The sequence below is a fragment of the Psychromonas aquimarina ATCC BAA-1526 genome (genome assembly GCF_000428725.1).
GTDB lineage: Bacteria > Pseudomonadota > Gammaproteobacteria > Enterobacterales > Psychromonadaceae > Psychromonas > Psychromonas aquimarina.
Genome location: NZ_AUAM01000030.1, coordinates 17,712 through 37,296 on the forward strand (window position 1 = coordinate 17,712; position 19,585 = coordinate 37,296).

General features: G+C 42.0%; 17 protein-coding genes. 15 read left to right on the top strand and 2 right to left on the bottom strand.

Features of this window, described 5'->3' with window-relative positions; all coding sequences use genetic code 11:
* Nucleotides 1-7 precede the first annotated feature (7 nt).
* From ileS to G337_RS0112390, 9 genes are all read left to right on the top strand, one after another.
* Nucleotides 8-2,842: an isoleucine--tRNA ligase gene (gene ileS / locus G337_RS0112350; protein ID WP_028864165.1), complete on the top strand. Its 2,835-nt coding sequence runs from the start codon at nt 8-10 to the stop codon at nt 2,840-2,842.
* Between the two features lie 80 nt (nt 2,843-2,922).
* Nucleotides 2,923-3,444, top strand: coding sequence for a signal peptidase II (gene lspA, locus G337_RS0112355; RefSeq protein WP_028864166.1), 522 nt, complete (start codon nt 2,923-2,925; stop codon nt 3,442-3,444).
* Nucleotides 3,437-3,886 carry an FKBP-type peptidyl-prolyl cis-trans isomerase gene (gene fkpB, locus G337_RS0112360; RefSeq protein ID WP_028864167.1) on the top strand — a complete coding sequence of 150 codons (450 nt, stop codon included), beginning with the start codon at nt 3,437-3,439 and terminating at the stop codon, nt 3,884-3,886. The genes lspA and fkpB overlap by 8 nt, the downstream gene beginning before the upstream one ends.
* A gap of 33 nt (nt 3,887-3,919) precedes the next feature.
* A complete protein-coding gene (gene ispH, locus G337_RS0112365; protein WP_028864168.1) occupies nt 3,920-4,864 on the top strand; it encodes a 4-hydroxy-3-methylbut-2-enyl diphosphate reductase in 945 nt (314 codons plus the stop codon).
* Nucleotides 4,865-5,552: 688 nt separating this feature from the next.
* On the top strand, nt 5,553-6,080 hold the full coding sequence (gene pilV / locus G337_RS27715) for a type IV pilus modification protein PilV (protein WP_028864169.1): 528 nt from the start codon (nt 5,553-5,555) through the stop codon (nt 6,078-6,080).
* Entirely contained in the window at nt 6,080-7,087 is a 1,008-nt protein-coding gene (locus G337_RS0112375; RefSeq protein WP_028864170.1) for a PilW family protein, read from the top strand. Before pilV (G337_RS27715) ends, G337_RS0112375 begins: the two co-directional genes overlap by 1 nt.
* Nucleotides 7,087-7,563: a hypothetical protein gene (locus tag G337_RS0112380; RefSeq protein WP_028864171.1), complete on the top strand. Its 477-nt coding sequence runs from the start codon at nt 7,087-7,089 to the stop codon at nt 7,561-7,563. The genes G337_RS0112375 and G337_RS0112380 overlap by 1 nt, the downstream gene beginning before the upstream one ends.
* 89 nt (nt 7,564-7,652) lie before the next feature.
* The gene (locus G337_RS0112385; RefSeq protein WP_028864172.1) at nt 7,653-11,132 is read left to right on the top strand and encodes a pilus assembly protein; all 3,480 of its coding nucleotides are present in this window, start codon (nt 7,653-7,655) and stop codon (nt 11,130-11,132) included.
* Nucleotides 11,133-11,199: 67 nt separating this feature from the next.
* Nucleotides 11,200-11,559, top strand: coding sequence for a TapY2 family type IVa secretion system protein (locus G337_RS0112390; RefSeq protein WP_028864173.1), 360 nt, complete (start codon nt 11,200-11,202; stop codon nt 11,557-11,559).
* 84 nt (nt 11,560-11,643) lie between these two features.
* Here G337_RS0112390 and G337_RS29195 read toward each other — a convergent pair whose 3' ends face one another.
* Complete coding sequence (locus tag G337_RS29195) at nt 11,644-12,165, bottom strand: GspH/FimT family pseudopilin (protein WP_051303217.1); 522 nt, start codon at nt 12,163-12,165, stop codon at nt 11,644-11,646.
* Between the two features lie 435 nt (nt 12,166-12,600).
* Between G337_RS29195 and pilV (G337_RS27720) the strand changes: the two genes are divergently transcribed.
* The 6 genes from pilV (G337_RS27720) (at nt 12,601) to G337_RS0112425 (ending at nt 18,996) form a co-directional block, all read left to right on the top strand.
* Nucleotides 12,601-13,179, top strand: a complete 579-nt coding sequence (gene pilV / locus G337_RS27720) for a type IV pilus modification protein PilV (protein WP_169719626.1) — start codon at nt 12,601-12,603, stop codon at nt 13,177-13,179.
* Entirely contained in the window at nt 13,176-14,177 is a 1,002-nt protein-coding gene (locus tag G337_RS0112405; RefSeq protein WP_028864174.1) for a PilW family protein, read from the top strand. Before pilV (G337_RS27720) ends, G337_RS0112405 begins: the two co-directional genes overlap by 4 nt.
* Nucleotides 14,170-14,610: a hypothetical protein gene (locus G337_RS0112410; RefSeq protein ID WP_028864175.1), complete on the top strand. Its 441-nt coding sequence runs from the start codon at nt 14,170-14,172 to the stop codon at nt 14,608-14,610. The genes G337_RS0112405 and G337_RS0112410 overlap by 8 nt, the downstream gene beginning before the upstream one ends.
* 114 nt (nt 14,611-14,724) lie before the next feature.
* A complete protein-coding gene (locus G337_RS0112415) occupies nt 14,725-18,174 on the top strand; it encodes a pilus assembly protein (protein WP_028864176.1) in 3,450 nt (1,149 codons plus the stop codon).
* A gap of 30 nt (nt 18,175-18,204) precedes the next feature.
* Nucleotides 18,205-18,615 carry a type IV pilin protein gene (locus tag G337_RS0112420; RefSeq protein WP_028864177.1) on the top strand — a complete coding sequence of 137 codons (411 nt, stop codon included), beginning with the start codon at nt 18,205-18,207 and terminating at the stop codon, nt 18,613-18,615.
* A 66-nt stretch (nt 18,616-18,681) separates the two neighbouring features.
* Nucleotides 18,682-18,996: a TapY2 family type IVa secretion system protein gene (locus G337_RS0112425; protein ID WP_028864178.1), complete on the top strand. Its 315-nt coding sequence runs from the start codon at nt 18,682-18,684 to the stop codon at nt 18,994-18,996.
* 55 nt (nt 18,997-19,051) lie between these two features.
* On the opposite strand, the gene G337_RS26180 is transcribed toward G337_RS0112425, so the two are convergent.
* Complete coding sequence (locus G337_RS26180; RefSeq protein WP_051303221.1) at nt 19,052-19,555, bottom strand: GspH/FimT family pseudopilin; 504 nt, start codon at nt 19,553-19,555, stop codon at nt 19,052-19,054.
* Between the last annotated feature and the right edge of the window lie 30 nt (nt 19,556-19,585).

A 19,585-nucleotide genomic window follows, 5' to 3' on the forward strand; every position in this document is an offset into this window, starting at 1 on the left:
AATTAAAATGAGTGACTATAAAAACACGTTAAACCTGCCTAAAACCGGTTTTCCGATGCGTGCAAACCTTGCCAATCGTGAACCAAATATGTTGAAAAACTGGTACAGCAAGGATCTTTACGGAAAGATCCGGGCTGCGAAAAAAGGTAAAAAGACATTCATTCTGCATGACGGCCCTCCGTATGCAAATGGTGATATCCATATCGGTCACTCGGTTAACAAAATTCTTAAAGATATTATTATCAAATCAAAAACGCTTGCTGATTTTGATGCACCGTACGTTCCCGGCTGGGATTGTCACGGTCTGCCGATTGAATTAAAAGTAGAGCAGAAACACGGTAAGCCGGGTAAAAAATTAACACCGGCGCAGTTCCGTATTAAATGCCGTGAATATGCAGCTCGTCAGGTTGACGGTCAGCGTAAAGATTTTAAACGTCTGGGTGTGTTAGGTGAATGGGAAAACCCGTACCTGACCATGAACTTTGAAACTGAAGCAAACATTGTACGTGCTCTGGCTAAAATTATTGAAAATAAACACCTGCATAAAGGTTCTAAACCTGTGCACTGGTGTACAGACTGCGGCTCTGCACTAGCAGAAGCTGAAGTTGAATACGAAGATAAGAAATCACCGGCGATTGATGTTGCATTTGCAGCGGTAAATCCGGAGCAGGTGGTCAGCTGCTTTACTCCTCAAGCGGATGATTTAGGCACTGGTGATGTTTGTCTGGTTATCTGGACAACAACTCCGTGGACACTGCCGGCGAACCGTGCAGTAGCACTGTCTGAGAAAGTTGAATACTCATTAGTGCAGGCGGGCGAACGCCGTTTAGTTTTAGCATCACATTTAGTTGCTGACTGTATGGCGCGTTATGAAATTGAAGATTTCAAAGTATTAGCTATCTGTACCGGTATTGATTTAGAGAAAAAACTTTTCAATCACCCGTTCTTGAAAATCGAAGTGCCTGCAATTGTTGCTGATCACGTTACTATTGAAGCTGGTACAGGTTGTGTACATACCGCTCCCGGGCATGGTCAGGACGATTACTCGGTTGGTTTACGTTACGATTTAGAAGTAGCGAACCCGGTTGGTGATAACGGTGTATTTAGAGAAGATACAGAGTTTTTTGCTGGTTTACATGTATTTAAAGCAAATGACCGTGTTGTTGAAGTACTGCAGGAAAATAATGCATTGTTATGTCACAAGCCGTTATTACACAGCTACCCGCACTGCTGGAGACATAAAACGCCGATCATCTTCCGTGCGACACCGCAGTGGTTTATCTCAATGGATCAAAAAGGTCTGCGTGACGGTGCATTAGGTGAAATCAAAGATGTTAAATGGATCCCGAGCTGGGGACAGAGCCGTATCGAAAAAATGATCGAAAACCGCCCTGACTGGTGTATCTCCCGTCAGCGTACCTGGGGTGTTCCGATTACTCTGTTTGTTAATAAAGAAACAGACGAGCTGCATGAAAACAGTGTTGAGATGATGGAGCTGATTGCCCGTAAAATCGAAAAAGAGGGTATTCAGGCATGGTGGGACTTAGAGCCTGAGTCTCTGCTTGGTTTTGAAGCTGAGCAGTACCGTAAAGTAACCGATACTTTAGATGTATGGTTCGATTCTGGCAGCACTCACTCAGCAGTAGTTGGTGTACGTGATGAATATACTCAGGAATCCGGCGAACAGGCGAATATCGACCTTTACCTTGAAGGCTCAGATCAGCATCGCGGCTGGTTCCAGTCATCACTGCTGACCAGTGTCGCAATTAAAAATCAGGCGCCGTACAAAGAAGTGTTAACGCATGGTTTTGTAGTTGACGGTCAAGGCAAAAAAATGTCTAAGTCTTTAGGCAATGTGATGTCTCCGCAGAAGGTAATGAACGAGCTGGGTGCTGATGTACTGCGTTTATGGGTTGCATCAACGGACTATACGGGTGAGATCACTGTTTCTGATGAGATTTTAAACCGCAGCGCAGACAGCTACCGACGTATCCGTAATACGTCACGCTTCCTGCTGGCTAACTTAAACGGTTTTGAGCCGAGCACTGATATTGTGCCGAGTGAAGAGATGGTGGCATTAGACCGCTGGATCGTTGCACAGACTCTGACTCTGCAGAATGAAGTGATTGAAGCATACGAAAGCTACAACCTGCATGTGGTTTATCAGAAACTGATGCACTTCTGTTCGATTGAGCTGGGCAGTTTCTACCTGGATATCATTAAGGACCGCCAGTACACAGCGAAAACTGACAGCAACGCACGCCGCAGCTGTCAGACTGCGCTGTATCATATTGCTGAAGCGCTGGTTCGCTTAATGGCGCCGATCTTAAGCTTCACTGCTGATGAGATCTGGGGACGTATGCCGGGCGAACGTGATGAGTTTGTTTTCACCGATGTCTGGTATGATGGTTTATTCGGCCTTTCTGACCATGAAGTTTTAAGTAACGATGCCTGGGCAAATCTGATTTCTGTACGTGCAGAAGTAAATAAAGCGTTAGAGCTGGCACGTAAAGAAAACGTAATCGGCGGCGGTCTCGAAGCTGAGGTAACACTTTATGCTTCACCTGAACTGACAGCTTTATTAACCAGCCTGGAAGATGAACTGCGTTTTGTATTAATCACTTCTAAAGCTGAAATTAAGCCGTTAGCAGATGCTCCTGACAGCGCCGTTGAAACTGAAGTGACAGGTTTATCTGTTGCTGTTGCTAAAAGTGCCGCTGAGAAGTGTGACCGCTGCTGGCACCATAATGAAGAAGTCGGCAAACATGAAGCTCATCCGGATTTATGCGGCCGTTGTGTAACAAATATTGACGGTGCCGGTGAAGTACGTAAATTTGCGTAATTAACGACTTCCTGCATTATCTGATATTAACGCCTTAATTTTTAAGGCGTTTTTTTTAGCTGATTTAACTGAGATAAAAAATGACTGAGATAATAGAAAAATCGGGACTGCGCTGGTTATGGCTTTCAGCTGTTATGCTGATCCTGGATCAGGTTACGAAATACTGGACAGTACAGGCGTTAGATTTACATGAATCCTATCAAGTGCTGTCGTTTTTTAATTTTACTTATGCCCGAAATTACGGGGCGGCTTTCAGCTTTTTAGGTGATGCAGGCGGCTGGCAGAAGTATCTGTTTACGACTATTGCTTTTGTTGTTTCAGCATTCTTAATTTATTCGCTGAAAAAAAACAGCCATATGCAGCGCTGGACAAATATTGCTTATGCACTGATTTTATCGGGTGCGATCGGTAATGTAATGGACCGCTTGATGTTTGGTTATGTTGTTGATTTCTTAGATTTTGATTTAGGCTTTTATCGCTGGCCGACTTTTAATGTTGCAGATATCGCAATTTTTATCGGTGCAGCCATGATTATCTTAGAATCCATTTTTGTTCCAGAAACAAAAGCAGAGACAGAGAATAAGGGGCAGGAAAATGAGTGAGATTAAAAGCCGTTCGATTAAAGAAAACAGTGAAGTGCTGATGCACTTCTCAATTCGTCTAGCCGACGGCTCGGCTGTTGACAGCACTAAGGTTGATAATAAACCGGCAAAATTTGTGATGGGTGACGGCAGTTTAACGCCTGGTTTTGAAGAGTGTCTAGTCGGCTTAAGTGAAGGTCAGAGCGAGACGTTTACACTTGCACCGGAGTCTGCATTTGGTCTGCCTAACCCGGATAATATCCATCATCTGGAACTAAGCAAATTCAGCAGTGATGTGCCGGCAGAAGTTGGTACGATTATCAGTTTTACTCAGCCGGACGGCAGTGAAATTCCCGGTATTATCCGCGAAGTTATTGCCGATAGTGTAACGGTGGACTTTAACCACCCGTTATCCGGACAAACATTAACATTTGAAGTCGACGTATTAGAAGTTTTAAACTAAAGCGTACAGCTGTATTTAATTTAGAGGTTACCCATGCAAATAATTTTAGCTAACCCGCGCGGTTTTTGTGCTGGAGTACACCGTGCGATTTCAATCGTCGAGCGTGCTTTAGATCTGTTTACGCCGCCGATTTATGTTCGCCATGAGGTAGTGCATAACCAGTATGTAGTAGACGGCTTAGAGGCTCGTGGTGCTGTTTTTGTGGAAGAGCTGGATGATGTACCCGATGATCAGATTGTTATTTTCAGTGCTCATGGCGTTTCGCAGGCTGTACGTAATGAAGCTAAGCGCCGTGAATTAAAAGTTTTTGATGCAACCTGCCCGTTAGTAACTAAGGTGCATATGGAAGTGACGCGCGCAAGTCGCCGCGGCCAGGAGTGTATTCTGATCGGCCATCACGGCCACCCGGAAGTGATCGGTACTATGGGTCAGTATGATAATCCGGCTGGTGGTATTTATCTGGTTGAGTCACCTGAGGACGTGGTAGAACTGCAGGTTAAAAATGCGAAAAGTCTCTGTTACAGCTCACAGACCACTTTGTCTGTTGATGATACTGCGAGCATTATCAGTGCACTGCGTGAGAAATTCCCGGAGATTGAAGGGCCGCGTAAAGATGATATCTGTTATGCAACACAGAACCGCCAGGACTCAGTAAAAGATCTGGCGCAAAAAGCGGATCTTGTTTTAGTGGTCGGTTCAACTAACTCATCAAACTCAAACCGTCTGCGTGAAAAAGCCAGCTGCGTTGGTGTTAATGCTTATCTTATTGACAGCGATAAAGATATTCATTCCGGCTGGTTTGAAAATGTAAATACTGTCGGGGTGACAGCTGGAGCATCTGCCCCGGAGGTATTAGTTCAGGCTGTGGTTGATAAGCTCAAAGAACTGGGAGGAAGTTTAGTTATTGAGAACCCTGGTGTAGAAGAAAATACCGTTTTTGAAGTGCCGGCGGAACTGCGTGTTAAGCAGCTCGACTAAAAACAATATAAGAAACAGACGTTTATTTATAGAAGATCTGATAAATAACCGCGTGAAAATTTTATATCAATTTTTTAAATAAACATATGCTGGAGGAGGCTTATTCACTGTGCTGAGTAAGCCCCTTTTAATATGATTCAATGTGTTACAAACGCCCGTAAAAATAAATTTAGTTATCTTGTTGTTTTAGCTGAAAATATTTTCCCTCTTATTCCCCCCTGTTCTTTTACCAATATTATTCTTGTCCAGCGGTCGTAATAGGATGTGTCGATGCTTCTTTTTATATTTCAATATCTATTAAATTAATCAGTTAGTTAGATAACAAACTGCTGCTGCGGGTTATAATGAGTTGAACAAGTTATTATTAACTTCTTCAGCTGTCATTGAGCGATTAAGTATTCCGCTGTTATTCTATGCTTTGTAATTACCCACAAAGAAAGCGCTCGTTTTTTCGCCGCTAATTAAGTAAAGTATGATGTGTAACATAAAAATTAGATAAGTTACTCGATATTATTGGTTTTATATCTGATAAAAATCGAATATATTTGTCATCTACTGTTTGACCGTGATGTGAAAAGGATTTTTCATCCGCATCTCGTTTCTGTTTTTATCAGTACCAATTTAACCTGTATTTACAGATTTATATTAAATTTCGCTGTCAATAATTATTGATGGACAAGGATGTTTTATGAAAGAAAAGGGATTCAGCCTGATTGAAATAATGGTCAGCTGCTTTATTTTTGCTATCGGCTGTTTAAGTTTGGCCGGCATGCAGTCTGTTGCCATTAAATCACTCGTTGAAGTAGAGCAGCGTGCGCTTGCAGACTCGTTACTGGTTGATATTACCGAACGTATGCAGATGAACAGGACCTGGTTATCAAAAAGTGCCAATAATTACATTGTCAGCAGTGTTAAAGGTAAGACCTATGTGCAGCCGGATTGTGCTAAAGATGGGGCTGTGAGTGATTGTGACGGCGCTGATATAAAGGCTAACGATCTATTTGAATGGAAGCAGAAACTGGACACTGCCCATGTTGCAGGCTCTACTCAGGGCTTGATCGATGCCGATGCATGCATTCTCGATGTTGGAAATGGTATTGTTGATATTACCATCACTTGGAAGGAACAAGCAGATCCGGCAGAGGTAAAGGCATGTGGCATTCACAGCCCTAAGCGCCGTCAGGTTAGTACAAAGTATTATATTGGTAATGCATAATGACAGCTCTTTGTAATTTCACTTATTTACAAGTCAATAGAGCTCACTCCCTACATATTAAACAGAAAGGCTATACCATTGTTGAGTTGATGGTGGTGCTGGTTGTTTCATTGTTTTTAGTGGGCGGTATCCTGAGTGTCTTTGTTGCCACTAAAGCGCTCACCAAAGAAACAATTTCTGCCAGTAACCGACAGGAAAATGCTGCTTTTGCTCTGCAGGCGCTAAGCCAGGATTTAAAGCAGAGTTATTTTTTTGCAGAGGCTTCCGGGGAAAATAACGGTTTATGGTTAACCCCCCCTGCGTTTCCTGCAATAACTGATGATTGTGTTGATAAGGAATCTAATGGTTCTTTTCCTGCCTCTGGTAATTATCGAGCCTTGTGGGCAGATACTGTCAGCGGTGCTACTCCAACAATGACTTGCATCAAAGATACTGATACGGAAACGGAGTTAGTAGACAACAGTGATTATATCTCTATAAAGCGGGCTCGTGGTTTAGATCAGACCGCGCCTCATCAGGACGATCGTTATTACCTGTCAATAACACCATTAGGAATACAGGCCTATTTAGGCAAGGATGTGACGACAAATAAGCATTTATGGGAGTATATCCATCATGTTTACTACTTGGATCGTGTTGGTGATATGCCTCGTCTGCGTCGAATAAATCTCCAGAAGGGCAAGATGGTCGCAGATGAAATCATAGCTGAAGGCATTGAAAACATGAAGTTTATGTTTGCACTGGATAAATTGTCTGTTGCGCTGCGTGACGGTGCAGCCCATGATTTCGTGAACAGTACTGCGGTTACAAGCGATGACTGGGATTCAGGGCGTGTAGTGGGCATAAAAATATTTTTACTGGTACGTTCCAAAGAAAAAATAGCAGGCCGAAAGGATAATGAAACTTATCAGCTTGGTAGCTTTTCTCACCCGGCCGGCGGCGATGCTTATAAAAGAGAAGTGGTGTCGCGTGTTTTAATGTTCTCTAATAACATGAGTTCTAATTAATGATTAATATTCAAAAACAAAAGGGAGCGGTACTCTTTTTTGTATTAATAACCCTGCCTATGCTTGTTGTTCTTGGGCTGATGCTTGTTGAGAATTCATCTGTAGATTTGAAGATGGTGGATGCAAGGGTGGTGCGCAATGAGTCTAATATCAAATTAACGGCTGCAGCGGCTGATATGTTTGCATCAATTAAAAGCCCCGCCTCCTTTGCACTTGCAACAACAGGTGCAGAGTTCTCTTCTGCACGTTTTTCCGATGCTGTTGGTACGGTAACGGTAAAAGATGACACTGCACCAGTAAAATATGAAACTGGGAAAACCTGTAAACGGAGCAAAAATGCCAGCGGTAATGATTTTCAATGCCTCTATTTAGAAGTTAAGTTTGTCCATAAATTCGGTCGGGAAAGAGCAGATGAGACTCATTGGGGAAGCAATGCGATGGGGGTTGGTGTTGAACAGCCCTATATTGCCCATTAGCAGGTATATGGAATTTACTACTGTGTATATAAGAATGCAGTTTGATTATACGAAAAAATTAAGTTTTAGCAGGATAAAGGATTATATCAATGTTATATAGAGTGCTTATAGCAAGTTTTTTTTTCTTAAGCAGTACAGTGCAGGCAGATGATACTGAGCTGTTTATTGCGGATCTATCTGGTGAAAAGACGATTCGTCCTCAGGTTTTAATTATTTTTGATAACTCCGGCAGTATGAAGTCTAATGAAGTTTCAAAAGTTCCCTTTGATCCTAAGATAAATTATACTGATTCAACGGATATTTATTACGGATTGGAAAGTTGGAAAGGGTGGATTCCGCCTTTTAACAATCGTGATTACCGTTTTTCGGGGAGCATTAATAATTGTAAGTCGTCAGAGGGCCCGCTTACTAATACAGGTAAATACAGTGGTAATTTAGTTGCTTTCTATGGAAGGGGCTATAACCGGTGGTACAGTCTTGCATATGGGGGAGGAAGTGTTGTTGATTGTAAGGATGATGTGCTTAACAGCATAACAGAGAATAAATATTGGAAAGATGGTTATCCTAAAAATTCATCACAAGTTTATTCGAATCAAAAGAACTATTTATTCGGAAATGATAGTGCTGCTACCTTATATTCTGCGGATTATGCTTACTGGAATCAATACGAAAAGGAGGTAAGAAGAAGCCGTTTAGCGATAGCTAAAGAAGCGATTACAGGCTTGGTTAAAGGTACACCGTCGGTTGATTTTGGCCTTGCTATTTTTAACCATGGCCGAGGCGGACGTATTGCCAGTAAGGTTCAGAAAAGATACAGCGCTGAGCAGAACAAAAAAAATGAGGACGCAAATGAGGAAACAACAAAGGAAACAATAGAGTCGTTTACGGCTTTAATCGACGGATTAATAGGGGATACAGCTACACCTCTTACTCAAACTATGTATGAGTCTTATTTGTATTATTCAGGTAATTCTGTCAAGTATGCTAAAAATTTAGCCTCTAATGACATACCTGGCAAAGATTCGTCAGCAGAAACAAGTGGTGTTTATAACTCTCCATTTCAAGAATGTCAGGAAAGCGCTTCTATTATTTTGATGACCGACGGGCAGCCGAATGAAGATGCAGATGCAGATGATGAGATTCAAACGCTAGCAGGTGTTGCAGAGGGCTTTATTTATGGACAAGATAGCCGCAATAGAGATTTAGTAAGCTATATGCCAGCCTTGGCTAAGTGGATGAATAATGACGATGTTAGTTCTCTGAACGGGGCGCAGAATATCACCACATATACCATAGGTTTTGGCCAGGCTGCAATTGATAGTGCCGGTACGTTATTAACAGAAACAGCAAAACAAGGGGGAGGGAAATACTTTCCTGCTAAAAGTGCTTCTGAGCTGCAAAGCGCATTTGATGAGACAATATTAACGATTTTGAACACTAGTTCGGGCCTTACTTCTCCGGCGGTTGCTAATAGTAACTTTGACAAAACCAGAAGTCTGGATTCAATTTATTTTTCCATGTTCTTACCAACCAATAAACCGGTCTGGCAGGGAAATATAAAAAAATTAAAGCTTGATAATAAAGGCGTGCTCAGAGATAAGAATAATAAAGCTGCAATAGGTGCCGATGGTAATATTAAAACCAATGCTTCGACCTATTGGGGAAATATCTCTGATGGAGATAAAGTTGAGCAGGGCGGTGTAACAGCGATGCTTAGCACGGTCACATCTCGGACAATTTTAAGTAATATCAGCGGGGCAGTCGCTACCTTGAGCGAGCCTTCAAAAAGTAACTTAGTAAGCCATTATAAATTAACCGGAACAGACGCAGAAAAATCTACAGCCTTAGCTGCTGAGCTGGCTGTTGCTGAAGATAAATTGGATGAAACGCTCAACTGGCTGTTAGGGAAAGATGTTCTTGATGTTGATAAGGACGGTGCAACAGATGATTATCGTAATGATATTTTTTCTGATCCGCTGCATTCATCTCCTCTGGCAATTCCTTATATTAAGAAAGAAATTAATAAGCCAGATAAAGAAGTTGTCAGCTTATTGGTTGGCACTAACGCCGGTTTCCTGCATATGTTTACCGATGAAGGTGAGACGGTTTCTGAAAACTGGGCATTTATACCTGAACAATTATTAAAATACGGTATTGCTTTAAAAAATGCGGCACCAACTTCAGGTGCCAAGCATAGCTATGGGATGGATTCTCCTCCTATGGTGATAAAAACATATGATGCAGATGGAGCTCTTGAGAAAAGAATTGCTGTGGTCGGTATGCGTCGAGGCGGTTCAAGTTATTATGCTTTGGATATTACTAACCCTGCGACCCCCAGCTTTATGTGGCAGATAAATGGTCAGGCCACGGGAGTTACTGCAACATCCGGCTTTGAAGAGCTGGGACAAACATGGTCTGTGCCGGTTTCTGGAAAATTAACCTATAAAGATGGAACACAGACGAAAACTGCCCCTGTTATTGTTTTTGGTGGTGGTTATGACACCAATAAAGACAGTTGTACTCCTTCCTCTAATGATGATGGAAATAGCATTGAAACGTGTAACGACAGCAGAGGAAGGGCAATATATATTGTTAATGCCCTTACGGGAGATAGAGTCTGGTCTCTAGTAGGAGGAAGTTGTCCTACAGGTGACAAGCATTGTTTACATGACAGTAGTTTACAGGACAGCATTCCGGCAGAGGTTGCCGTAATGGATAGTGACGGTGATGAAAATATCGACAGAATTTATGCCGGTGATACAGGGGGTAACGTATGGCGGGCAGACCTTGTCGGAACGGATACGAGTAAATGGACAAATATAAAACTGGCAGAGTTAGGCGGTGATACTTCAGAAACGGATCGACGTTTTTTTACTGCGCCGGTTATTGCTCGCACTTACAAAGGCACTAATATCCCCTATGATGGAGTTTTAATGGGATCAGGTGATAGAGCTAAGCCGGTTAGCAATAAAACCACGGTCAACGCATTTTATCTTCTTCATGATTATAAGATATCTCCTACTCTGTTTGAAGATGACACCAAGCCAACACCTATCAAGGCTGATGCTTTACACGAGTTAAGGGGGGACTCAACACAGGCGGTGACGATTGGAGAATCGTCTGGATGGCAGTATATATTTAATCAAAATAGTGGTGAAAAATCATTGGGTAAAGCTTCTCTGCTCAACGGAACTATATATTTTACCTCTTTTACGCCAAATTCTTTACCAACTACCTGTGGTAATAGTAATTTTGGTCAAGGCTGGTTATATGCGGTTAATATTCATTCCGGTGCAAACCAGCTGCAGAAAGATGGTGTGACACAGGAGAAAATGGCGATAGGAGCACGAATTCCTGATGCACTGGTGATTCATTCCGGTGTTAATGAAGTCGGGAATAATGTGATCCGTTTATTAGGGGTTGGACAGGGCGATGAAATTACTATTGTTGATGATGCAAGTACGCCCGAAGATGAAAGTGAAACGATTAACTCTGGGACGATTGATACCAATACCAATATGATGCCGAGGCGCATTTATAGTTACTTCGAAGAACCACTGTGGGAATAGGTTGTGGTGTAGAAAAATATAAATGAGTATCGTAATGTGATCAATATTAAGCTGCTAAGGATTTGAAATGAATAAAGGATTATTAACTATCTTGTTACTGTGTTTTTTTGGGGGGGCTTTCCCGGTAAATGCGCAGCAGCAGCAGATGCCCCAAAAGCTCCCTTCACCTATAAATGAGCAGGAACAGGCACCAAGGAAATACTTGAAGTGTTATGTGCAGCTGGAGGACAAGAGTTATCATGTTAGAGGGTTTGTTTATCAAAAAGAAGATAAGGAGACTTTTATTGAAAACATTAAAGGGAGTAAATTTTTTCTTGAGGACGGTGTTAGTTTTTTGAGGGTTGAAAAAGTTGTTGAGTGTGTTGATGCCAAAGCAGACTTTAGGAATAGAAAAGCAATGAGGTTAGAAAAGATCACGCCATTTTAACCTTATTTAAGACAGTTTAACTGCTGTTTATTTCTGCTTTAAAGCACTTGAAAAGACAATTTTTTAAGTGCTTTGAGTTATAAATCAGCTGCAGTTTGCTGCCTCAACAATACTTGTAATACCACTGTTTTCTACCTTTAGCCCACTTCGCTGTTCACCGCTGCAGTAACGAAATAATATTTCTGTTCCAGGTGCTGCTGATACTGTGGCTTGTCCGTCTGGTCTAAAAGTTAAAGCTGTTAAAGGGGAGGTAAAAACAATTGTATCTTGAGCATTAAAGGGCAGTCCTGATTTCAGTTTTATATCATCATCATCGCCGTTGAACTCTAAGTTTTTGTCGGCATCAATAAAAATATCCAGTCCGATTTTCCAGTCCGATGTGCATTTATTGGCATTATTCAGAGGACAGACTGTTACATATTTAAGATAGTTCTGTGAATGGTTGCGGGCAAAAGTCAGATTTTTTTGTATCTGTGCGATTGCAGTATCTACACGATTTCTCTGTGTTGACGCCTGCATGCTGGGCAGGGCAATAGCGATAACTATGCTGATAATGGCAATGACTATCAAGACTTCTAATAATGTAAAACCTTTACTTGAACGCATCTCTTCTCCATGAGCTAATAAATTCAAGCGCTATTATATTGTAATGATTCACTCTTTTCTTTTATTAAATGCATTTTTTGATGATTCAAAGCATGCTTTATTAATGAAATTTCTATTTTAAATCTTTTATTCAAGCTAGCTTACGCTGAAGGTTATATTTGCTAACAACTACACATTAAAAAGGAAAAAATATCTTTATTTTTCATGTTTTATAAAAAACAGGCTCAAATTCGTAACCATTTGAATAGCATGTGTTTATTTTCGTTGTAACTATTTTTCTGAAAAAGGCGATTATTTACCAGAGTCAATCTCTACTCTTTTATGCGCTTTATGCCTTTCTTTACGCCAGTTTATTCTTTTGTTGATTTCAACTCTCCAGTAGGGGCTATACTTATTTTCTGGGAGTGTTTATTTTATTCAGCAATGGACTGGTTTATGAAAATGCATGGTTTTAGTTTAATTGAAATTATGATCACCAGCTTTATTCTTGCTCTGGGCTTGTTAGGCCTTGCCGGTATGCAGTCCACTGCCGTTAAATCCAATATAGAAATTCAGCAGCGCACTCTTGCCAATTCACTCATTACCGATATCAGCGAACGTATGCAGCTGAATCGTGTGTGGCTTCAGGAAGATGGTAATAATTATGCCGTAGCCAGTTTAATGGATGCTGAATTATCTGTACCGAGCTGTGTTGGCTCCGGCGGGGCTTTTATTGACTGCAGCGGTGCAGATATAAAAAACAATGATCTTTATGAATGGAAGCAGAAGTTTCTTGGCGCAGAAATCGACAGCAGCACCGCTGAACATGGTCTGATTGATGCGGACGCATGTATAGAAGTGACAGAAGAGGATAATTTAATCGTAAGTCAGATTGTTTTAAGCTGGTATTCAACAATAAAAAGCAAAGATGCAGCCTCTGATGCTGATGCACTGAGCATATTTGCTAAGTGCGGTACAGCTTCTTCCTCCCGCCGCCAGTTAACAGCTCAAAGCAAAATAAGTAAATCATCATGATTAACTTCCATGGGCATTTTAAAACTAAGCAGCATGGATTTTCGATTGTTGAATGGATGATTGCGATCATGCTGGCTCTGTTTTTAACAGCCGGATTATTAAGTGTTTTTATATCTAGTCAGCGGGCAACCTCCGAAGCTGTAGGCGGAGGGGAGCGCCAGGAAAATGCCTCCTTTGCTCTGCAGCTGTTAACTCGTGATTTAAAACAAGCTTACTTTTTTTCACAGGCAACCGGCGAAAATAAGAGCTTGTGGGATCTTAACGGTGCTTCTATTGCATCCAGCTTAGATTGTCTGGATGACATTTCGAGCGGTTCATTTCCTTCTGCAAATAAATATCGTGCTCTATGGGCTGCAACAGTTCCTGCTTCCATCGGCAGCCTGCAGATGGACTGTCTTGATGACGGGGACAGTGATACCAGTCTTATAGCCGGCAGTGATTATATTTCCATGAAACGTGTTATGGGGCAGTCACAAACCAGTGGTTATATTGCCAAGCGTTATTATCTTGATATTGATACAACCAGTTTGACGGTTTACCAGGGAGATGCCAGTGCGTTAACCAACTCTACAGTTAGCCCTGTATGGCGTTATATTCATCATGTTTATTATTTAGACAGTGAAGACGGCATCCCTCGTCTGCGCCGTTTGAGCCTTGAAAAAGATAAGATGGTGCGTGAAGAGGTGCTTGTAGAGGGAATTGAAAACATGCAGTTTATGTTTGCTCTGGATGAGCTGATAGCCAGTGACAGAGACGGGGCGGTGCATTCATTTGTCCCAGCTTCACTGGTGACGCCTAATGACTGGGATACAGGGCGGGTGATAGGTATGAAAATATCTTTATTAGTCAGATCCTTAGAAACAACACCTAATTATATAAACAACAGCACCTATCAGCTTGGTGATTACCCTTTCATTGCCCCAGGTGACGGTTATAAACGAGAAATTGCTTCAACCGTTATAATTTTTCAAAACAGCGTGGTATCAGTTGATGACTAGTTTACATAAACAAAAAGGCATAGCTCTGTTTATCGCTATGCTGATATTACCTTTACTGCTGGTATTAGGTGTATTAGTGATGAGTAATACTTTTCTTAGTTTAAAAATGACAGATGCGCGGGTTATGCAGGGAGAGTCGAATATTTTATTAAATAATGCTGTGATGGATATTCTGCACCGCTCCAGCAGTGCGCAGTCATTTGCTCAGGCGACAAAGGAAACTACGTTCAGTTCCGATGAAGTGAACGCTACAGTGGATTTAAACGGAGAGATTAACTGTAAGCGCAGAATGAAGGCGAGCGGCAGTAATTTTAAGTGTAAATACTTAGAGGTCAGCTTTATACACCGTTACGGAAGAGAAAGAGCTGACGGCTCTAAATGGGCTGCTAATGAGCTGGGAGTTGGAGTCGAACAGCCGATTATTGTGGAATAACCGGGCTGCTGGATAACGCGCAGCCTAGTTATATAAAGTTATAAATAAGCATCTAGAAAATGATGTCGATAGACAAAGGATAGTTGTCGTATAAGGCAGATGGAGTAATAAATTATGTTAATTAAACGATTATTAATCGGGATCTTATGTTCATTTTGTTCGATCCTCTTAGCCGATGATACAGAACTATTTGTTTCAGATGTCAGTGCGCAGAACGGTATACGTCCGCAGGTGCTTATTATTTTTGATACTTCGGGCAGTATGAGAAGCTCCGAAGAGGTAATTAAGGAAGCTTATGATCCGGCGCGTGATTACGGCGCCGGCAGCAATGCTAATAAAATTTACTGGACGCGGGAAGGTGGTGATACCCCGGGCACAGGCAGCAGTCAGTATTTTTTAACCACAAAGAATAATTGTCAGGCATCTTTAGCGCTGCTTAGCTCTGCAGGATTATATAACGGTAATGTCAGACGCTGGGTCCCGAATAAGCGCAGAAGCTCACGTTCCCGCTGGAAAACCTTGTCAGGTAATAGCGGTACTTATTTTGAGTGTAAAGAGGACGTATTAAATGCGGAACCAGCCAACCCGGCAACTCCAACAAATCCAGGTTTTCCGAAAGACGGCCGTTCAGGTCCTTATATTTCAACGGTTAACAATGTGTTTTCCGGTAGTGATGCGGTAACCCTGTTTTCAGCCAACTATATCTATTGGTATAACACGGTTGGTGTCGTCAGTAAAAGCCGTTTATTAATTGCTAAAGAAGCGATTGAAAGTTTAATTGAAAGTACGCCTTCCGTTGATTTCGGCTTGGAAGTGTTTAATCGTAACAGCGGCAACAGCAGTGATGACAAGAATGGCGGACGGATTATTAGTAAAGTAAAAACACGTGATGCAGCGCAAACGCAGACGCTTATTAATCAAGTTTTAAATTTAAATGCTGACGGCTGGACACCTCTTTGTGAAAGCCTGTATGAAGCTTACCGTTATTATGCCGGTAAGGGGGTTTATTACGGCAATGATGATTCATATTCAACACCTGCACGGGATACCTCAGCAGAAGAGAGCAGTGTTTATATATCACCTTTTAAAGCCTGCCAGGAAAGAGCCTACATTATATTAATGACCGATGGTGAACCTACCAATGACGGGGCCGCCAACAGCTTAATTAATACCCTGACTGGAAATGGATCAATAGAAAACAGTTATATGCCGACGTTGTCGGAGTGGATGAATAATTTTGATATCGACGACGATGCGGATAACGGTGCACAGCATATTACCACTTATACCATTGGTTTTGGTCAGAGTGCGGTTGATGCTGCTGGTAGACTGTTAAGAGAAACTGCAGAAAGGGGGGGCGGTGAGTATTATCCCGCCACTAGCTCTACCGCACTGCAAAAGGCGTTTCAGGCAACTATTCTGGATATTTTAAACAGCTCTTCCAGTTTATCTTCGCCTGCGATTGCAAATAATAATTTCGATAGAACCCGTAGTTTAGATTCCGTTTATTACTCTATGTTTATGCCGAGCAATTTACCCGTCTGGCAGGGAAATATTAAAAAATTAACTATGAATGCATCGGGTATATTAGTGGACCGCTTTGGTGCGGCCGCTATTAATTCGGACGGTAATATTAAAGACAATGCTTCTACCTACTGGGGCGCTGCTGATGAGATTGAGGATGGTAATGCTGTTTCCGAAGGCGGTGTTGCCGCTATGCTTGCTGAGGTAACTTCCCGCACTATATTAAGCAATATCAACGCTGATACATTAAAAGCGCCGACCCTGGATAATCTAAAAGCTTATTACGGAGTCACAACCGCCGCTGAAGTTGCTTCAGAATTAAGTATTGCTGAAAGTGATTTAACGGGGTCATTAAACTGGTTAACAGGTCTGGATGTCGATGATGACAATGGCGACAGCTCAGTGACTGATTACCGCAGCGATATATTTGCAGATCCGCTGCACTCGAAACCGCTTGCTATTACCTATATCGAAAACGGCAAGCAGGTAGTTCGTCTGCTGGTGGGAACCAATGCCGGTTTCTTACATATGTTTACTGACAATACTAATGATGAACTGGATCAGACGGATGATACCATCACAGAAAACTGGGCGTTTATTCCTGCGGAATTATTACCATTCGGCTTATCGCTGCGCGATGCGCCTGCTTCAAGCGAACACCAGTATGGAATGGATCTGTCACCCATTGCTATTAAAATTTATGACTCTGGCTCGCTGCAGAAAATTATTGCAATCGTTGGTATGCGCCGCGGCGGCGGCAGTTATTATGCCGTAGATATTACTAATCATGATGTGCCTAAACTTGCCTGGAAAATTGATGCCGCCACTTCTGGTTTCTCTGAGCTGGCACAAACCTGGTCGATGCCGAGCATTGGTACTTTTGCTTATAAAGTGGGAAGTGAAGAAAAGGTTGAGCCCGGTTTAGTATTTGGCGGCGGTTACGATACCAATAAAGATACCTGTATACCCTCTGATAGTGAAACCTGTAATGATGTAAGCGGCCGCGCTGTGTATATTGTTAATGCTGTAAGCGGAGAAAAAATCTGGTCGGTTGACGGTTCCAGCTGTGCGGAAGATGATAAACACTGTATTCGCGACAGCATTCCCAGCCAGGTCAGCTTGTTAGACGGAGATGGTGATGGTTATATTGACCGCTTGTATACCGGAGATACCGGGGGAAATCTATGGCGTATGGACTTTGCGGGAACGGATACCAGTAAGTGGTCCACTATTAAACTGGCGGTCCTGGGCGGTGATACGGCAAGTACAGACCGGCGTTTTTTCGTTACTCCTGTTGTTGTGCGTACTTATGAAAATCATGTAACCAAAAGTGATGAGGGCGTTTTCACTTACAGCAAGGTTCCCTATGACGGTATACTGCTTGGTTCGGGCGATAGAGCTCACCCTGCATCTAGTACTGATGTAGATGACAGTTTCTTCTCTGTGCGTGATTATAATATTAATCCTACTTTATTCGGCGTTACAGGTTTTCCCGATAAACCAACGTCAATTTTAAATTCTCAGCTTTTTGATATTACTGATGATCCTGTTGGAAGCTACGACGGTTCGCAGATCCTTAATGTTTTTGCTGATATGAGCGGCTATAAAGGCTGGAAGTATCAGTTAACTTCAGCTGGAGAGAAATCTCTGGGCCAGGCCGCTGTATTAGAAGGCACGGTTTACTTCACCTCCTTTGTACCTAATTCAACGGTAAATATCGGCTGCGGGGTAGGGGACTTAGGTACTGGCTGGTTATATGCCGTTGATTTACATTCTGGCGAGAAAAGGTTCAGCAATGAGCAGGGAGTGGCTGTAGCGAAAAAAGATATCGGCTCTCGTGTGCCTGATTCGCTGGTAATTCATGCCGGTGAAGATGAACAGGAAGACAGTGTGATCCGCCTGCTGGGTGTTGGCCAAGGTGATGAAATAACAGTGTTTAATGAAGAAACTCAAGAAGAAGAGAAAGTTTTCACTGGCACTGTTGATACAAATACCGATATGATGCCTAGGAGAATTTACAGCTATTTTAAAGAAAAATAGCAGAACATAATTAATTAAGAAGAGACAGTGATGAAGAAAAATGGATTTACCTTAATTGAACTATTAGTGACCATAGCAATTCTGGGCATACTGGTTGGTGTGGCTTACCCGAGTTACGTAAGTTACGTGCAGGATAGCAGGCGCAGTGAAGCGCAGGCCAAGCTGATTGATTTAGCCAATCGTCAGGAGATGTATTACCTGGATCATCATAAATATGCTTCCGGTTTAAATGCCTTGTTAGGAGATGGGCCAGACAAGCTCCTTACTGAAAATAAGTATTATGAGATTGAAACCAGCTCATCAAAAGCGACGGTTGACTTTACCTTAACCGCCACGCCAAAAAACCAGCAGGCAGGTGATACTGATTGTGCCTTCTTAGCTATTAACCATGAGCTTACAAAAACAGCAACTAACGCCAACGGCACAAACTGCTGGAATTAGATATTAATAAGCTTAAGGAGCAAGGGAAATGCTCAGTGAAAATAATGTGTTTAACAGGAGGTTAAAATGAAACAGAAATTTTTAATAATGATACTTGCTGGTTTGATATTTTCGCCTTCTTTATCTGCTGATAATAAGGATGTGCAGCGCAGGCATCTCAAGTGTTATTTACAGCTTGAAGATAAAAGCAGCGTTGTGCACCAGTTTGTCTACAGCGAACAAACACAGCAGGAGTTTGTGAATGACCTGGTTGGAGAAAAGGTATTTCAGCAGGACGGCGTTTCATTTTTAAAGATAAAATCAGTCTATGAATGTGTAGAGGCAGGTAAAAGCTTCAAAAATCGTCAGGCTAAAGAGTTAGAAGCCGCAACTCCTTTTTAGCTGTTTAATATATTTAAGTGTTTCAATTAGCCGGACAAGTTGATTGAGACGCTTATTAGTCACAATTAGTGAATTCACTGCCGTCAATAACTTTAGCCCGTCCGCTGTAAGCGACCTGGACACCAATCTTCTGTTCGCCTGTGCAGTAACGAAAATTTCCTGAAGAGCCGGTGATCTGCCCGTCCGGTGTAAAAGTTACATTTTTTCTAGGAAAAACCAGCTGATCATTAGCATTAAACGGCTCCCCTGTTTTTAGCAGCACATCATTATTATTAACTAAATAATCCTGATCAGCATCAGTAAACACATCAATTCCATTTATCCAGTTATTGGTGCACACCTGGTTTGCATCCAGCGGACAAACGGTAACGTAATTAATCAGGCTGAACGACTGATTGCGGGCAAATAACAGGTGGTGCTGAATCGTATTCGCAACACTGGTTAAGCGGTTATTTTGAATTAATGTCTGAAATCCAGGAATACCGATAGTAATCAGCAGCATGCTGATTATCAATACAATGATAAGTTCTAATAGAGTGAAACCCTTCACTGGGTACATATTATCGTCCTGAAGATGGAGTAGATGCGA

Bases quoted from the DNA above. Each gene is read 5' to 3' on its own strand.
- ileS (WP_028864165.1), top strand. From the start codon at position 8: ATGAGTGACTATAAAAACACGTTAAACCTGCCTAAAACCGGTTTTCCG.
- lspA (WP_028864166.1), top strand. From the start codon at position 2,923: ATGACTGAGATAATAGAAAAATCGGGACTGCGCTGGTTATGGCTTTCA.
- fkpB (WP_028864167.1), top strand. From the start codon at position 3,437: ATGAGTGAGATTAAAAGCCGTTCGATTAAAGAAAACAGTGAAGTGCTG.
- ispH (WP_028864168.1), top strand. From the start codon at position 3,920: ATGCAAATAATTTTAGCTAACCCGCGCGGTTTTTGTGCTGGAGTACAC.
- pilV (WP_028864169.1), top strand. From the start codon at position 5,553: ATGAAAGAAAAGGGATTCAGCCTGATTGAAATAATGGTCAGCTGCTTT.
- G337_RS0112375 (WP_028864170.1), top strand. From the start codon at position 6,080: ATGACAGCTCTTTGTAATTTCACTTATTTACAAGTCAATAGAGCTCAC.
- G337_RS0112380 (WP_028864171.1), top strand. From the start codon at position 7,087: ATGATTAATATTCAAAAACAAAAGGGAGCGGTACTCTTTTTTGTATTA.
- G337_RS0112385 (WP_028864172.1), top strand. From the start codon at position 7,653: ATGTTATATAGAGTGCTTATAGCAAGTTTTTTTTTCTTAAGCAGTACA.
- G337_RS0112390 (WP_028864173.1), top strand. From the start codon at position 11,200: ATGAATAAAGGATTATTAACTATCTTGTTACTGTGTTTTTTTGGGGGG.
- G337_RS29195 (WP_051303217.1), bottom strand. From the start codon at position 12,165: ATGCGTTCAAGTAAAGGTTTTACATTATTAGAAGTCTTGATAGTCATT.
- pilV (WP_169719626.1), top strand. From the start codon at position 12,601: ATGAAAATGCATGGTTTTAGTTTAATTGAAATTATGATCACCAGCTTT.
- G337_RS0112405 (WP_028864174.1), top strand. From the start codon at position 13,176: ATGATTAACTTCCATGGGCATTTTAAAACTAAGCAGCATGGATTTTCG.
- G337_RS0112410 (WP_028864175.1), top strand. From the start codon at position 14,170: ATGACTAGTTTACATAAACAAAAAGGCATAGCTCTGTTTATCGCTATG.
- G337_RS0112415 (WP_028864176.1), top strand. From the start codon at position 14,725: ATGTTAATTAAACGATTATTAATCGGGATCTTATGTTCATTTTGTTCG.
- G337_RS0112420 (WP_028864177.1), top strand. From the start codon at position 18,205: ATGAAGAAAAATGGATTTACCTTAATTGAACTATTAGTGACCATAGCA.
- G337_RS0112425 (WP_028864178.1), top strand. From the start codon at position 18,682: ATGAAACAGAAATTTTTAATAATGATACTTGCTGGTTTGATATTTTCG.
- G337_RS26180 (WP_051303221.1), bottom strand. From the start codon at position 19,555: ATGTACCCAGTGAAGGGTTTCACTCTATTAGAACTTATCATTGTATTG.